Here is a 15,016-nt window from a genome sequence, read left to right on the forward strand (position 1 = left end):
GATAAAAGATTATGAAGGATTTTTTGTGGTTATAGATAATAATGCGTAAATTTGAAGTCATTTTTGAAGGTATTTGTACAATCTGTTATTAATATGTTATTTAGACAGTTACATAGATATATATTTTTGTCGTTTTTGTGTGTTGGCGCATTTGCCGGAGCAGTGACGCTTGACGAGGCCAAGGAGATGTATCTTCAGGGCGACTTTGCCGGAGCGCTGCCGGTGTTTCAGGAAGCACTTGCGTCCAAGCCCAAGGATGCTTCGCTCAACCACTGGGTAGGGGTGTGCCTGATGCAGGAGGGGCGTGACGATGAGGCTGTGCCTCACTTGAAAATCGCCGACACCAAGGGCATTGCGGAGGCTCCGCGTTATCTTGCCGAGATCGCTTTCCGCAAATATGATTTCGAGGGAGCCGAGAGTTACATAGCAAAGTATGAGAAGGCGCTGAAGAAGTCACGCAAGACGATGCCCGAGGGCGCACAGGCGATGATTGACCGCATCGACCTTGCAAAGACGATGCTCGATCGCGTGGAGCGTATCGTGATAATCGACAGTGTGACTGTGGACAAGGAGGATTTCTTCAGGGCCTATAGGCTGACTCCTGAAAGCGGATCGCTCAACACGGCCGAAGTGCTCCCCGAGGGAGTGGAGGCCGCTTATCCCACAGTTGTGTATATGCCCGAAACCCGCACCTCGATGACCTGGGCGGCTCCCGACTCGCTTGAAAACTACGTGCTTGTGTCGTCAAATCAGCTGTTTGACGGCTCATGGGAGAAGCCGTCACCGCTTCCCGGTGCATTGAGCGACAGCGGCGACAGCAACTTCCCGTTCTTCATGTCGGACGGCGTTACGCTATACTATGCCAACGACGGAGATGAATCGATAGGAGGTTACGACATATTCATATCGCGAAAGGGCGAGGACGGATTTCTCCAGCCTCAGAACATAGGTATGCCCTATAACTCGCCTTATGACGACTATATGCTTGCCATTGACGAGGTGACGGGTGTTGGCTGGTGGGCCACCGACCGCAATCGCATCGGCGACATGATAACGATATATAAGTTCATACCTTCGGACCTGCGCAACAACTATCCGGTTGACGAGGAGGGGCTTGCCGCCAAGGCCATGATAACCGATTACCGCTCGACATGGGAGGAGGGAAAGGACTATTCCGACCTGCTTGAGGCGATAAACGAGATTGACCCCGACAAGAAGGTGAAGGTCGGCGATTTCCGCTTTGCGCTGCCCGGCGGTCGCATATACACCTCATGGGACGACTTCAAGAGCCCGCGTGCCAAGGAGCTGATGGAGCAGTATGTGGAGAGTGAAAAGAATTTTGCCGACAAGCTGTCAAAGCTTGCCCGACTGCGCGATAACTACCGTAACGGCAACACCGAGGCTTCGGCTGCTATATTGAAGCTGGAAAAACAGATAGATGCCGACCGCACAACGTTGCGCAAGCTTGCCAACGAGGTGATAAAGGCCGAGAATTGATTGCTGCGTGTCGCTTGACGACTGACGCTTGTCGGTGGATGGCGATGTGTTATTTTTACAATGGAATAAAGTAATAAACGATATGACATTATTTTTAATAGCGCTTGCCATACTTGTGGGAGGCTATTTCATTTACGGAACATTGATGGAGAGGGTCATAGGATGTGACCCCCGAAGAGAGATGCCCTGCTACACCAAGCAGGACGGTGTCGACTACATTCCCATGGCTACATGGCGAGTGTTTCTGATTCAATTTCTTAATATAGCCGGCCTCGGACCGATATTCGGAGCCATAATGGGCGTTATGTTCGGCCCCGCGGCGTTTCTGTGGATTGTTTTGGGAACAATCTTCGCCGGAGCTGTGCATGACTTCCTGTCGGGCGTTATCTCGATAAGCTCCGATGGTGCCTCGCTTCCCGAGATTGTGGGCGAGCAGCTCGGTGTGGGCGTGAAGCAGCTCATGCGTGGCTTCTCGCTGCTGTTGATGATGCTTGTAGGAGCAGTGTTTGTGCTGACACCCGCCGGACTCATCGCTGACATGACTCCCGACTGGATGAATGTCAACTTCTGGATAGGAGCCATATTCCTATATTATATACTTGCAACTCTGCTACCCATCGACAAGCTGATAGGCAATCTCTATCCGGTATTCGGATTTGCGTTACTTTTCATGGCTGCCGGAATAATGGGCGTTCTCCTATTTGGTGATGTCACGATACCCGACGGAGTGTCGGAGGGCTTTTACAACCGCTCGGCCAATGCCGACTCGATGCCCCTGTTCCCGATGATGTTTGTGTCAATAGCCTGTGGCGCGATATCGGGATTCCATGCCACACAGTCGCCCATGATGGCACGATGCCTCAAGAACGAGAAGCTTGCCCGTCCGGTGTTTTACGGAGCAATGGTGGCTGAGGGCATAGTAGCGCTGATATGGGCAGCTGCGGCGATTGCTTTCACCGGCGGATATGGCGAACTTGGCGAATACCTTGCCGAGAACGGCGGAACCGGCGGACTCGTGCATAACATATCGATAGAGTGGCTCGGTGCCTTCGGAGGAATGCTCGCCATACTCGGAGTTGTGGCCGCTCCCATCTCGACTGGCGACACCGCACTGCGTTGTGCGCGACTCATAGCCGCCGACTTCATGCACTGCAACCAGAAGAGCATCGTAAGGCGTCTTGCCGTGTCGGTGCCAATTTTCGCCGTTACATTTTTTATAATGCAGGTTAATTTCGATGTGCTTTGGCGTTACTTCGCCTGGTGCAACCAGACACTTGCCGTGTTCACGCTATGGGCCATCACCGTTTATCTTGCCCGCAACGGCAAGCTCTACTGGGTAACGCTGTTCCCGGCCATGTTCATGACCTGTGTGTGCACGACCTACATCCTTTTTGCTCCCGAGGGGCTTGGACTTGACTACATGCTGTCGCTCGGCATCGGCATCGCTGCCGCACTGCTGTGTGCCGTGACATTCGCCAAGTCGGCCTATGCAATCAAGGGGCGAATTACAGAATATTGATTATGATTGATTTCAGTGCGATAATATCGACTACCGACCGCTATAATTTCCACAGTCACACTCAGTACTGCGACGGACGAGCCACGATGGAGGAGATGGTCAAGGCTGCCGTTGCCGACGGCTTTGAGCATTGGGGCTTTTCGCCTCACTCGCCTGTGCCTATCGAATCGCCGTGCAACATGTCGCACGACTCGGTAAAGGCTTATCTCGACGAGGTGACGCGCCTTAAAGAGGTGTATGGCGACCGAATATCGCTCTACGCCTCAATGGAGATAGATTATCTCGGGGCGGAGTGGGGACCGTCAAACCCCTATTTCGACAATCTCCCGCTTGACTACCGCATAGGGTCGGTGCATTTCGTGCCGAGCGCCGACGGGTTGATCGATGTCGACGGCAGCGAGGCCACGTTCATTAAGAAGATGGAGCGTTACTTCAATAACGACATACACTATGTGGTCAATTCATTCTACGACGAATCCATAAAGATGGTCGAGGCAGGAGGATTTGACATAATAGGCCACTTCGACAAGATAGGGCGTAACGCTGCGGCCTTCAAGCCGGGAATCGAGAGCGAGTCATGGTATATCAGGCGTGTCAACGACCTGATCGATGCCATAATCGAGCGTGGCCCGGCGGTGGAGATAAACACCAAGGCGTGGAATGACGTGCGCCGACTTTTCCCCCGTGTCGATTATCTGCCGCGACTGTTTGACGCCGGAATAACCGTGATGGTGAACAGTGACGCCCATTATCCCGACAAAGTGGATGCCGGCCGAGCCACCGGACTGAAGGTGCTAAACAGATTAGAGGAAACAAGCATAAACAGCAACATATCATGCCAGTAAGAGTTCCAGTACTATTGCCTGCCGTGGAAACACTGAAGGCTGAAAACATATTCGTGATAGACGAGCAGAGGGCTTCGTCGCAGGACATAAGACCGTTACGCATAGGCATTCTCAATCTGATGCCGCTGAAAATCATGACGGAAACCGACCTGCTGCGACTTATATCCAACACTCCGCTTCAGATAGAGCTTGACCTTATAGACACCTGCACCCACGTGTCACGTAACACTCCGCGCGAACACATAGAGGAGTTCTACAAGACATTTGAGGACATAAGAAACCAGAATTACGACGGATTCATAATAACCGGTGCACCTGTCGAGAAGGTCGACTTTGAAGAGGTTGACTATTGGGACGAGCTGTGCGAGATTTTTGACTGGGCGCGCACCCACGTGACATCGACACTCTATATATGCTGGGCCGCATTTGCCGGCCTCTATCATCACTACGGGGTGCCCAAGCGGGTTCTCGACCACAAGATATCGGGAGTGTTCCGTCACAAGCTTAACGACAACCGCAATCCGATATTCCGAGGATTTGACGACGAGTTCTATGTGCCTCACAGCCGCTTCAGCGAGGTGTTGCGCGAGGATGTTGAGCGTGTCGAGGGACTTGACATCATAGCCGAGAGCGAAGAGAGCGGCATCTACATGGTTATGGCACGCGGCGGCAGGGAGTTCTTCATAACCGGCCACTCGGAGTATTCGCCCAATACGCTTGACTTTGAGTATCGCCGTGACCTCGACAAGGGGATGAATCCCGACATACCGGCCCACTACTATATCGACGACGACCCGTCTAAGGGGCCGATCGTGCGTTGGCGCTCACATGCCAACCTGCTGTTCAGCAACTGGTTGAACTACTTCGTATATCAGGAAACGCCCTACGACATACGTGACATACATCAGTGAAGTCACGCTGATTCACTATGAAATAAAAAAGCTCACTGAAGCACAGGCTTCGGTGAGCTTTTTACTTAATCGCATGTAAGTTGTGTCAAGGTTTGTTCTGTCGGGTTTTTCGCAACAATTCGGCCTGAAGGGTCGATGAGGAAAGATTGCATACCCGATTCGAGGTGATAATCATTGATTAATTGATTTGCACGATTTCCCTCGATGTGAAATTGTGTTTCCGCACTAAGACCATCTCTACGCACTATCTCACGAAAGAGGCGCTCACTACGGTCCATATTGACCGATAAGAGATGGAATCGTTCTGCCGACTGTCCATCATTAAGCTTCTGCTCAATAGCAGTGTATTGCTTTCCGGCTATACGCGACGGCGCGTCGCTTGACGACCAGAATTGCAGAAGCACCCAGTGTCCCCTCATGTCATCGAGCGAAACAACCGAATCGTTACGCTCGACCTTGAATATCGGAGCCTGGAATCCCTTCACGCCGTCGATGGCGTTGTTGGTGGCTGCCGAGCCGAGGAGAAGCAGAACGGCGAAGAACACAATAATAGACATTGTTTTCTTCATTACGTTCATTTAAAATTACTACTACGAAATCCTGAACTGTTAAAATTTTGAGTCGAATTTCGTTGCCGATTTTCGGCATCAGTTAACCTCTGTCAACCGAATGATAAACAATTTCATCGCCACAAAGTTAGTGCTTATGAACGAGAATGACAAATTTTAAGCGTTCACAGCCATGGGTTTAGCTGTCGGTGACGCTTGGAAACCCTTTGGTTATGCGGTTTTCGAGCTATTGTTAAATAGTTATAAAACTATGTTTTGCAACATGCCGAATGGCGCAAAAATGGCAAATTCCGGCTTGAAAAACGGTTGTGATTCATGCCGTCGAAAAGCGTTATTTCGATGAAAAAATCATGTTTCATGAAGCGATAACGGGGCGTCGCAGTGTTAATCATGTTAACCGCACGTAACTGAAAAATGATAAATAAGATGAAAATATGTTTAAACAAATGTGGTGAAAGCGGTGTTTTTATTTTTGTAATTCGGGTGAGTTCCCTAAAATAATATGCTTTATGAATATTAGATTATTGTCAATTTTATTGTTTTGTTCGCTTTCGTTGTCGATGATGGCTATAAGCCCTTCGGAAAAGCAGGTAAAAGAGTTGCAGAAAAGCCACCGTATAATAACTTTCGGCGACGGACTTGAAGCAGATTCTGTGACTAAATTGAATATGATCAATCAGTTTTATTATGATCAATTTAGAAACTTCCAGGACCCTCTGGCACCATATTTCATGCTTATGAGCAAGGATGCGCAGCTTGCCATGGGTATAGGTGGCGTGGTGAGAATGAGAGGATGGTATGATTGGGGCGGAGCGTTGAACAGCAGCGCTTTTGCTCCCTATGATATATCGATACCCACCAATCCTGCGCGTGACCGCTGGCTTGGAAGCACTCCTTCGGGAACGGCATTCTTTGTTAGAGTCATAGGACACGACAAGAAATACGGCAATTATCAGTTATATATCGAGGCCAATTTCAACGGATACAGTTCGCGTGACTTCCACCTGAAGAAGGCCTACGTTCAGTATAATGACTGGACGCTCGGTTATGCCAACTCGTCGTTCAGCGACCCGTCGGCACAGCCGCCTACAGTTGATGCACAGGGCCCCAACTCAGAGATAAGCGACACCAACGTGTTGTTGCGCTGGATGCGTACGTTCAAGACCAATTGGGTTGTGGCCGCCTCGATCGAGAGTCCCGACGCTCAGGTCGATGCCGACGGTACCACAACATCGACACGAAGCAACTATCTGCCTAATTTTGCAGCATTCGGTCAGTATGAATGGGGTGCGGGTCAGCACATAAGACTTTCGGGAATCATACGCGGACTTCCTTACCGTGACCTCGTAAACGGCACAAACCACACTGTAGTGGGTTGGGGCGCACACGTAAGCTCCATCTTCAGGGTGGTGGATCCGTTGACCGTATACGCATCGTTCAATGCAGGCAAGGGCTATCAGAGCCTTACCAACGACCTGCAGATGACGCCGCTCGACTTGATTGACGACCCCGACACGAAGGGCAAGATGTATGCTCCGTTCAGCCTTGGATGGTATGGCGCACTACAGTATCATTTCCGTCCCAATCTATTCTCGACGATCATGTTCAGCGAGATGCGCTTCCTTCCGAAGCAGGAGATGGCCGACATGACCTATAAATACGGATTGTATGCAACGGCCAATGTGTTCTGGAATCCCACACCACGCGTGCAGTTTGGTGCAGAGGTGAATCTGGGCAAGCGTCAAAACAACGACGGACAGCACCGCTGGGCACGCCGCGCATGCCTGATGGCCCAGTTCTCGTTCTGATTTATTTTGCAATGTGTGGAAATTAGCGTAACTTTGTCACACTACAAGCCGAGCGGGACGGTCGGTCGCTTGTCGACTACGAGAGCGACAAGAGGAAAGTCCGGGCAACATAGAGCACCATAGTTCTTAACGGGAACCTATCGGTGACGGTAGAGTAGCGTGACAGAAAATAACCGCCGCCGCCTGTTACGGATTGCAATATATCCGCAGCATGCGGCGGTAAGGGTGAAAAGGCGAGGCAAGAGCTCACCGGGACCGGCAGCGATGTCGGTCGCCGCACGCCTTATGGGTTGCAAGGTCAAGTATACCGGCATTTAAGGGTTGCTCGCCCATTGCCGGGGGGTAGACTGCTCAAGCCGCGTGGCGACATGCGGATTAGATAAATGACCGACCATGCAAAAGGCGAGAATATCGAGTCAATTGCATGACATAACCCGGCTTACAGCCCCGCTCGGCTTTTTTATTTTCAATTTAGAAAGATTTGTTGTAGATTTGTGGGGAAACCAATCAGCATTCAATTATGAAAATCAATCGATTATTCATTGCTGCAGCTTTGGCTGTAGCATCGCAGCTTAGCACTGAGGCTGCCGAAGTAAAAACAATTGAAACGCCCCGCATGAAAGTCTATCTTCCCGATGCCGACAAAGCTACCGGACGAGCAGTGCTTGCCTGCCCGGGTGGTGCCTACATCATGCTTTCAAACAGCCATGAAGGACACAAGTGGGCTCCGTTTTTCAACGATCTCGGCATAGCATACGCCGTAGTCGACTACAATTTGCCCAAAGGCAATCACAAGATTCCCATAGGAGAGGCTCAGGCCGCCATGAAGGTGCTGCGTGACAGTGCCGAGGTGTGGCATCTCAATCCGAAGGACATAGGTATCATGGGCTCGTCGGCCGGAGGTCATCTTGCATCGACTGTGGCCACTCACTACGATGCATCGACGCGCCCCGACTTCCAGATTCTGTTCTATCCCGTAATCACGATGGATAAGTCGTACACCCATATGGGAAGTCACGACAATCTACTTGGCGAGAATGCTTCGCCCGAGCTTGAGGTGGAGTTTTCAAATGAAAAGCAGGTAACGCCCGACACTCCGCGCGCATTCATTGCATTCAGCGACGATGACAATGTGGTGTCGCCGCTTAACGGCACAAGCTACTACAACAGCCTTCACAAGGCCGGTGTGCCCGCAGTGCTTCACATTTATCCTTCGGGAGGTCACGGCTGGGGTTGCCTTGACATGTTCCGCTATCACAAAGAGATGGTAGCCGACCTCACATCATGGCTGAGCAGCTTCTGATGTAACGCATAGTTCACTCATCATGGCTCCGCATCGTGGCGAAGTAACGCCACAGCGGGGCCGCCATGAGTGCCTGCTTCATCTCGTCGTTCAGGAGAAGCGAGTAGACCTCGTCGGGCGTCATTAGCACCACCTCGATGTCCTCGGTGCGGTCGAGATGCCTTGCTCCGGAATATGTCACACCTTGTGCTATGAAGCAGTAGGTGAGATTGTCGGTTGTGCTGGGATTACCCGATATTGTCATCAACCGCGTCCATGTGCCGCCAACATAGCCCGTTTCCTCCTCAAGTTCACGCCGGGCAGCCTGTTCGGGCGTTTCTCCCTCTTCCATAACCCCGGCGCATAGCTCGATACAAGTTTCGCCCAGTCCGTGACGGTACTGGTGCTCCATGACAAACCGTCCGTCGTCGGTAATCGCTATCACATTTATCCAGTCGGGATACTCAAGCACGTAAAACTCGGGATTTATGGCTCCTGTGGGCAGGAGTACTTTGTCGCGGCGCACTGTAAGCCAGGGGCGTCGCATCAGATGCTCGCTTTCGAGCACTTTCCATTTTTTAGGGTCTTCGGTTTCCATATATAAGATGAACGACCGGGCGAGGGAGATATTTTTCAGAAGCGTCGATTTTTTTAGTGAAATGTTTTTGGGAGTTCATTAATTTGTGCTTATTTCGCACATAACTTTATCAATTGGCTTTTGCTAATGTCGAAGATGGATAAATCGAAATTTCAACTTGAATTTGAGATGAGAAGCGTGCCGGTGGCACTGCTTTGGAACTATATATCGTCAATCAACGGGTTGACGGAATGGTTTGCCGACGAAGTGTCGATTTCGGGCAAAACCTATACATTTTCGTGGGACGGACAATCGCAGACGGCTCAGCTGCTGAGCATGCGCACCGAAGTGTCGATACGTTTCCGATGGAGCGACGACAACTCACGCTGCTATTTTGAGATGAAGATTTCAGTTAATGAGCTTACTGATGAAACGATATTGACCGTCACCGACTTTGCCTCGGAGGATGAAATCGAGGATGCCAAGGAGCTGTGGACGGCTCAAGTCGATACCCTGAGAAGGGCGCTCGGCTGTTGAGCAAGTCACTACTCGCAATCTTGTCGCCCTATTGGCTGCCGCATATAAGAGCTGGCTCTAAAACTATTGTAGGCTGAGATTGTTATATTGTATATTGATATAATTAATCAACTGTTTATTTTCAAGAATCATGAAAAGGGAAAGACAAGAGAAGGTAAGCCTTTGGATTAAAGTGGGAGTGACTGTGCTTATAGCGTTGTTGCTTCTGTGGCTTACGATTTTTGAGTACTGGAACTCATAAGATCGTCAGGACTAAAAATTTAATGTTTAATTAAAATTATAAAGATTATGGGAGCGACACTTTGGATTGTATGGGCGATTATAGGAGTAATCGGCGGATACATGGCCGGAAAGCTTCTTCACACGGCTCACAGCGTTGTACTCGATGTGTGTGTAGGTGTGTGCGGTGCACTGCTTGGCGGATGGCTGCTGGTGGTGTTCTTTGGCAATAACGAGAACATGCAGGTGTTTTCGCTCGTGACTTCAGCGGTTGCGTGTGCGATACTGCTGTGGGTTCTGTCATTGATACTGCCCGGCAAGCCCGATGACGATGATGACTAAGGTGATATTTACATGATAAAAAACGACGAGTCCCGCCTGCATGAGCATTGGCGGGACTCGTTGTGTAATTGTATACCGTTAATAATCGGCAGGCGTCATTACTTAACGCGACGCTCCTTGATACGAGCTTTCTTACCGGTGAGTTTACGGAGATAGTAAAGCTTGGCGCGGCGAACCTTACCATACTTGTTTACAGTGATTGAGTCGATGAAGGGTGACTCGATGGGGAAGATACGCTCAACACCGATATTGTCGCTCATCTTGCGAACTGTGAAGCGCTTCTTTTCGCCTTCGCCTGAGATGCGGATAACCACACCGCGATATTGCTGGATACGTTCCTTGTTACCCTCCTTGATGCGGTAAGCGACTGTGATAGTGTCGCCGGGACCGAAGTCGGGGTGCTGCTTGCCTGTTGCAAATGCCTCTTCAGCAATCTTGATTAAGTCCATTTTCGTTCTGATTGAATTTAAAAATGTTAATAATTACGCAATATAGCAAGCTGCATGTCTTGCCAGAGATTACGAAAAGCGGTGCAAAGTTATGGAAAATTACTGAAATAGACAAATCAAGCGTAGATAATTTGTCATTTATTCGACGGATTATGTCGTTATTGCGTGTAGTGGTTGGTGATTTATACGGGAATCACCATCATTGGTATGTCGGAATGGAACAGCAGCCTGTGGGCGAGCGACGGATTGAACAGGCGTGCAAAGATGTTCTTCTTCTTGTTGGGTACGGCGATGAGGTCGACGGGCTGTCGCTGCTGGATGGCGTTGAAGTCCTCGACGATCGAGCTGAGCGAGAGGTCGGCCACGGTAAATGTGAATCTCGGATAGTGTAGCTCGCAGTATCCCTTCAGTGCATCGGCGGCTTGTCGGCCGCTCTTGGAGTGCTTCTTGTCGGGAACGTTGACTATCGTCACGTTGAAGTGCTCGTCGGAGAAGAAGCGGTATATTGCATCGAGCGCCAGAATGTCCTCTTGGTCGAGGTTGCTGAACAGCACTACGTGCTTGATGTCGTCGGCTTTGCTCAGGTTGACCGACTCGGGCACGGTGAGCACCGGGAATCGGCAGGAGTCGAGCACTTCGGCAGTAACGCTTCCTATGAGTTCTTTCTCCTTTTTGCCTTTGCCGCGAGTGCCCATTACGATTAGCTGGGGCTTGTTTTCTTTCGCGTACTCGGTTATCGCCTCTTCGGGAACGCCTTCGGTTATTTCGGATGTTATCTTTACCGGCGGAATCTCGTTGAGCTTCATGCGGTTACGAAGCTTGCGGATAAATTCATCCATGAGGCGCCGGGCCTCGGCATCGAGTGTGCGCCGCATCTCCGACTCGGCGATGTCGTAGCTCAGCGAGTCGCTAAGCTGAATGTTGCCCGACAGATAGGGGTCGAGATAGGTGTTGAGGAGCGTAATGTGGGTTTTGTGCCTGCTTGCGAGGTGAAGAGCAATGTCGCAGGCCTTCACTGAATAATCACTAAAGTCGATGGGCACAAGAATCATGGGATTCAAGGCGCCATCGACTTCAGTAGATTTTAACGAGTCGAAAATATCGGTGTTTTCAATGATCCTCAGTGCGAGGGGGAGGTCGCTTTCGTGGATGCGCACTCTCACACCGCTTGAAACTGCCGGATGACTCAGATTGACATTCTGCAACACGGCGTTTACACCTTCGCTTTCAAGGAGATTCTTGAGCGCGACAGCATGGTCGTAGGTGTGTATCGCTACGGTAATCAATCGGTCGTCGGGCATGTCAGGATGGTTGAATTGTGATATTTTCAGTTAAATGTGTTGATAAGTCCAAGACTTAAGCATCCTTAGCGGCCTGTTGCTCTTCAAGAATGGCAATGGCCATGTCGTAGATTGTAGTGTCGTCAAGCACCACGATACCTCCGTGGGGGCCCGGCTCAATGTGAACGCCACAATTCTGACCAAACTCGTAGTTGCTGCCTCCGAAGTAGTTGCGAACTGTCTGCACGGTGCAGTTGAGCTGATCGGCGATTTTGTGCATTGAACCATCGGGCAAACTGTCCTTGATGCGGCGGAGGTCGTTGAATGAAATAGTTTTAGTCATGATACTTATAAGTTTTAGAAAGTTAATAATTCAGTTATTTGATGTCGTTAAAATTAGCCTTTTCGTATCAAAAAAGCAAATTTTGTGAGCATAAAGTTATGTGTTATAAAACATATAGTATCAATTTGTCTGTCGCACTCGCAGTTACTTGCCGATGTTGCAATGAGTTGATGCTGCCGGGGAGGGTCAGATGCGTTCTACCGCCGACGCGCGTACCCATGCACGATTGTTGTTGTCGACCTTGACATCATACCACCGAGTGGTCACGGAGTCGATGCGGGTGGTCACGGAGTCGAGGATTTCGAGCTTGGTGCCTTCGTGGAGCAGCATTGCCTCTTCGCTGCGGTCCTTGGGTGTGCGCGGCGATGTGCTCAGCAGGGTAGAGGGCTCGATGATTATCGCTTCGTTGTGGGATGTGGAGTAGCGTGTGGCAATGGATGCCATTATGTTGGCCAGTACGCAGGCTCCGAGCAGGAGGATGCCGCCGAAGAATCCGGTCTTGCGCAAGCGCACATTGGATGAGAACACATATAGAGCGATGGCGCCGAGTAGCAGGACAAATGAGCCGATGGCAATCAGCGACCAGGTGTTGGCCGGGGTCTTGCAGGCAAATCCGTTTACGGTGTTGGAGATGAACATTCCGCGGTCGCCGGGTTCGTCGGTTATCTTTGAGTTGACAAATGCGAGATTGGTGCGTGCATCTTTGTTGGAGGGGTCGAGCCGAAGCGCACGCTCATAGTTCAATATGGCGAGTCCGAGCTTTCCCTGACGGTAGTAGGCGTTGCCAAGGTTGTAGAAGAGGTTGCTTGAGGTGCCTTCATTGGCGGCAATCTCTTCGTAGAGCTTCGCTGCTTTGATGAAGTCGTCGTTCATGTAGGCAGAGTCGGCTTCCTGAGTCAGCGAAGATGCCGAGATCATGTTGAACACGGCTGTCATCAGAATTAGAGTCGATATGATGCGTTTCATTTCGTTTCTTTTTCGTGGATGTGAATGAGTGATTTAGTTATTGACGCTTGGCGCGCTTTATACCTTCCATGGCGTTCATGGCCGAGGAAGCCTGGTTGAATAGTTCCTCAATCTGCTCATCGCTCTTGGCGGGGGAGTAGCGAGCCATTTCACACTCGTCGATTATGTTGATGAAGGAGTCGGTGAGATTCTGCGGTGCGCCGTACTCGGTGAGTTCGCGGTCGATGTTGTCGCGCGTGAGCTGCGATGCCTGCAGGCCGAGCTTGTCGCTCAGATAACCCCATATAGCACGGAGCATCTCTTCGTAGAACTTGTCGTTGTCATGAGCCGACATGAATCCCTTGGCAATCTTGAGTCGCTTTTTGGCGACTTTGTTGGCGTTGGCAAGTCGACGGCCCTGAATGTCGGCGTTGAGCTTAACCTTCTTGCTGTAGATCCATATTATAGCTACAAGAATGAGGGCGAGCACGATATAGGCAGGCCAATACCATGCCGACGAGTAGAAGTAACGGTGTACTTTCTCGGGGTGCAGGTCGCCCATCTTAATGTGGAGTATGTCGGTGTTTTTGCTCGATATGCTCTGCTTGTTGACATCGGCGGCGGCCGATACGGCAGCTCCGCGTGCCACCTTTATATCATAGGTGGGCGTGGTGAGCGTGACATATTTGCGGCTTTCGGGATTGAAGTAGACAAACTTGTCGGCGCCTATGTGGAAATCGCCCACGCTTTGAGGCACGAATGTGTAGTCGATTTTCATCGTTCCGCTGACTGATGAACCGTTGACCTGTGCCGTTATCTCATTCTGGGGAGTGTATTGCTCAAATTCGGTGGGGAAGTCAATTACCGGTTCCTTGATGTACTTTATGTTGCCGGTACCGGTTATGGTGTATATGAGCGATGCAGCTTCGTTGGTCTTGAACGATGATGTGCTCAGACGGCTGTCGATGGAGAATGTACCCACGGCGCCGGTGAATCCCTCGGGCTGAGGCGAGGGCAGGGGATCGATGTTGATTGAGGCGGAGTTGGAACTTACTTTTATCTCTTTCTCCACAGGTCGCGAGCCACCCCAGAATCCTGAGAAACGCTCATGCTGCACTACCGTCACATCATATTTTCCCGAGTTGATGGTGAGCTTGCCCGACTTCTGGGGGAAGATGATGCACTGCTTCAACACGGCGGTCATGTAGTTCTGTCCGTTGTAGTGTTCCACCTCGTTAAGCTGAGGCTGGAGGTTTACTTCTTCGATGAGGAATCCGTCAAACGACGGCTGGGTGGTGGGCAGGAACGAGCTGATGCTGTACTTTGTATAGAGCTTTATCGTACACAGGATGGCCTCCTGCTCGTAGGCTCGTGAACGGTTCAGGATTATGCGCACAAACACATCGTTGGCCGACACCGATCGGTCGGATGTCTGGCTGCTTATGTCGTCTACTCTCACGCCCTGATTGGAGCCTTGGGCCGCTTGGTCGGGCGGGAGTACCTTGAACGTGGCGGGCTTGGTGGTGTAGGTCTTTCCGTCGACCGTTATGCGGGCTTCGCCAATTGTATAGGTGCCGGGATTGTCGGCGCGGTAGGTGAATGAATAGTCGACTGTCACCGAAGAGGTCGACTTGCCGTTGACCCACTGATAGTTCTGCATTGTGGATGTCGAGGGGCCGAAGACGAGGGTACAGCCTTTTATTTCGGGAGCTTTAAGTCCCGAGCCTTGTCCGTCCTTCAGCCTGAAGGTGACATTGAACTTGTTGCCGGCGATAACCGTGCGCGGCGGGATGACCGTGAACGATGTTTCGGCCGATGCCGACGCAGCGACGCCGAGCAATAATGTTAATATCAACAATATTCGTTTCATATTCACTCTGTTCGTTTTATTCT

At 50.7% G+C, this 15,016-nt stretch carries 14 protein-coding genes, 1 other RNA gene and 1 pseudogene; 9 read left to right on the forward strand and 7 right to left on the reverse strand.

Features of this window, described 5'->3' with window-relative positions; translation table 11 throughout:
• Positions 1 to 126: 126 nt before the first annotated feature.
• The 4 genes from E7746_RS03160 to metA all read left to right on the forward strand — a co-directional run bounded on the left by E7746_RS03160 (position 127) and on the right by metA (position 4,772).
• Positions 127 to 1,497, forward strand: coding sequence for a tetratricopeptide repeat protein (locus tag E7746_RS03160; RefSeq protein ID WP_136409803.1), 1,371 nt, complete (start codon positions 127 to 129; stop codon positions 1,495 to 1,497).
• Between the two features lie 82 nt (positions 1,498 to 1,579).
• Positions 1,580 to 3,016, forward strand: coding sequence for a carbon starvation CstA family protein (locus E7746_RS03165; protein ID WP_136409804.1), 1,437 nt, complete (start codon positions 1,580 to 1,582; stop codon positions 3,014 to 3,016).
• A gap of 2 nt (positions 3,017 to 3,018) precedes the next feature.
• A complete protein-coding gene (locus E7746_RS03170) occupies positions 3,019 to 3,861 on the forward strand; it encodes a histidinol-phosphatase (protein ID WP_136409805.1) in 843 nt (280 codons plus the stop codon).
• Positions 3,852 to 4,772, forward strand: a complete 921-nt coding sequence (metA, locus tag E7746_RS03175; RefSeq protein WP_136409806.1) for a homoserine O-acetyltransferase MetA — start codon at positions 3,852 to 3,854, stop codon at positions 4,770 to 4,772. Before E7746_RS03170 ends, metA begins: the two co-directional genes overlap by 10 nt.
• Positions 4,773 to 4,837: 65 nt before the next feature.
• Here metA and E7746_RS03180 read toward each other — a convergent pair whose 3' ends face one another.
• The gene (locus E7746_RS03180; RefSeq protein ID WP_168184284.1) at positions 4,838 to 5,341 is read right to left on the reverse strand and encodes a peroxiredoxin family protein; all 504 of its coding nucleotides are present in this window, start codon (positions 5,339 to 5,341) and stop codon (positions 4,838 to 4,840) included.
• Between the two features lie 737 nt (positions 5,342 to 6,078).
• Between E7746_RS03180 and E7746_RS03185 the strand changes: the two genes are divergently transcribed.
• From E7746_RS03185 to E7746_RS03195, 3 genes and pseudogenes are all read left to right on the forward strand, one after another.
• Positions 6,079 to 7,149 (forward strand): hypothetical protein, encoded by a 1,071-nt coding sequence (locus tag E7746_RS03185; protein ID WP_136409808.1) that lies wholly within the window; start codon positions 6,079 to 6,081, stop codon positions 7,147 to 7,149.
• A 49-nt stretch (positions 7,150 to 7,198) separates the two neighbouring features.
• Positions 7,199 to 7,607: RNase P RNA component class A (gene rnpB, locus E7746_RS03190), an RNA gene on the forward strand.
• A gap of 62 nt (positions 7,608 to 7,669) precedes the next feature.
• Positions 7,670 to 8,449: pseudogene (locus E7746_RS03195) on the forward strand (alpha/beta hydrolase); the annotation flags it as partial.
• 16 nt (positions 8,450 to 8,465) lie between these two features.
• Here E7746_RS03195 and E7746_RS03200 read toward each other — a convergent pair.
• A complete protein-coding gene (locus tag E7746_RS03200; RefSeq protein WP_136409810.1) occupies positions 8,466 to 9,029 on the reverse strand; it encodes an NUDIX hydrolase in 564 nt (187 codons plus the stop codon).
• Between the two features lie 135 nt (positions 9,030 to 9,164).
• Here E7746_RS03200 and E7746_RS03205 point away from each other — a divergent pair, with 135 nt between their 5' ends.
• Positions 9,165 to 9,545: an START-like domain-containing protein gene (locus E7746_RS03205; RefSeq protein ID WP_136409811.1), complete on the forward strand. Its 381-nt coding sequence runs from the start codon at positions 9,165 to 9,167 to the stop codon at positions 9,543 to 9,545.
• A 288-nt stretch (positions 9,546 to 9,833) separates the two neighbouring features.
• Positions 9,834 to 10,106: a GlsB/YeaQ/YmgE family stress response membrane protein gene (locus E7746_RS03210; protein WP_136409812.1), complete on the forward strand. Its 273-nt coding sequence runs from the start codon at positions 9,834 to 9,836 to the stop codon at positions 10,104 to 10,106.
• Between the two features lie 98 nt (positions 10,107 to 10,204).
• Here the strand turns inward: E7746_RS03210 and rplS are convergent, their stop codons facing one another.
• The 5 genes from rplS to E7746_RS03235 all read right to left on the reverse strand — a co-directional run bounded on the left by rplS (position 10,205) and on the right by E7746_RS03235 (position 14,993).
• Positions 10,205 to 10,555 (reverse strand): 50S ribosomal protein L19, encoded by a 351-nt coding sequence (rplS, locus tag E7746_RS03215; protein ID WP_123396066.1) that lies wholly within the window; start codon positions 10,553 to 10,555, stop codon positions 10,205 to 10,207.
• A gap of 182 nt (positions 10,556 to 10,737) precedes the next feature.
• The gene (locus E7746_RS03220) at positions 10,738 to 11,856 is read right to left on the reverse strand and encodes a universal stress protein (RefSeq protein WP_136409813.1); all 1,119 of its coding nucleotides are present in this window, start codon (positions 11,854 to 11,856) and stop codon (positions 10,738 to 10,740) included.
• A 55-nt stretch (positions 11,857 to 11,911) separates the two neighbouring features.
• Positions 11,912 to 12,178, reverse strand: coding sequence for a DNA-binding protein (locus tag E7746_RS03225; RefSeq protein ID WP_123396064.1), 267 nt, complete (start codon positions 12,176 to 12,178; stop codon positions 11,912 to 11,914).
• Between the two features lie 186 nt (positions 12,179 to 12,364).
• Positions 12,365 to 13,144 (reverse strand): tetratricopeptide repeat protein, encoded by a 780-nt coding sequence (locus E7746_RS03230; RefSeq protein ID WP_136409814.1) that lies wholly within the window; start codon positions 13,142 to 13,144, stop codon positions 12,365 to 12,367.
• Between the two features lie 37 nt (positions 13,145 to 13,181).
• Positions 13,182 to 14,993, reverse strand: a complete 1,812-nt coding sequence (locus tag E7746_RS03235; RefSeq protein ID WP_136409815.1) for a BatD family protein — start codon at positions 14,991 to 14,993, stop codon at positions 13,182 to 13,184.
• Positions 14,994 to 15,016 lie beyond the last annotated feature (23 nt).

This window comes from Muribaculum gordoncarteri, from assembly GCF_004803695.1.
Lineage (GTDB): Bacteria > Bacteroidota > Bacteroidia > Bacteroidales > Muribaculaceae > Muribaculum > Muribaculum gordoncarteri.

What these genes read in the sequence shown, in the direction of transcription:
- E7746_RS03180 (WP_168184284.1), bottom strand. Translation starts at nt 5,341, where the DNA reads ATGAAGAAAACAATGTCTATTATTGTGTTCTTCGCCGTTCTGCTTCTC.
- E7746_RS03200 (WP_136409810.1), bottom strand. Translation starts at nt 9,029, where the DNA reads ATGGAAACCGAAGACCCTAAAAAATGGAAAGTGCTCGAAAGCGAGCAT.
- rplS (WP_123396066.1), bottom strand. Translation starts at nt 10,555, where the DNA reads ATGGACTTAATCAAGATTGCTGAAGAGGCATTTGCAACAGGCAAGCAG.
- E7746_RS03220 (WP_136409813.1), bottom strand. Translation starts at nt 11,856, where the DNA reads ATGCCCGACGACCGATTGATTACCGTAGCGATACACACCTACGACCAT.
- E7746_RS03210 (WP_136409812.1), top strand. Translation starts at nt 9,834, where the DNA reads ATGGGAGCGACACTTTGGATTGTATGGGCGATTATAGGAGTAATCGGC.
- E7746_RS03235 (WP_136409815.1), bottom strand. Translation starts at nt 14,993, where the DNA reads ATGAAACGAATATTGTTGATATTAACATTATTGCTCGGCGTCGCTGCG.
- E7746_RS03205 (WP_136409811.1), top strand. Translation starts at nt 9,165, where the DNA reads ATGGATAAATCGAAATTTCAACTTGAATTTGAGATGAGAAGCGTGCCG.
- E7746_RS03170 (WP_136409805.1), top strand. Translation starts at nt 3,019, where the DNA reads ATGATTGATTTCAGTGCGATAATATCGACTACCGACCGCTATAATTTC.
- E7746_RS03185 (WP_136409808.1), top strand. Translation starts at nt 6,079, where the DNA reads ATGAGCAAGGATGCGCAGCTTGCCATGGGTATAGGTGGCGTGGTGAGA.
- E7746_RS03230 (WP_136409814.1), bottom strand. Translation starts at nt 13,144, where the DNA reads ATGAAACGCATCATATCGACTCTAATTCTGATGACAGCCGTGTTCAAC.
- E7746_RS03225 (WP_123396064.1), bottom strand. Translation starts at nt 12,178, where the DNA reads ATGACTAAAACTATTTCATTCAACGACCTCCGCCGCATCAAGGACAGT.
- E7746_RS03165 (WP_136409804.1), top strand. Translation starts at nt 1,580, where the DNA reads ATGACATTATTTTTAATAGCGCTTGCCATACTTGTGGGAGGCTATTTC.
- metA (WP_136409806.1), top strand. Translation starts at nt 3,852, where the DNA reads ATGCCAGTAAGAGTTCCAGTACTATTGCCTGCCGTGGAAACACTGAAG.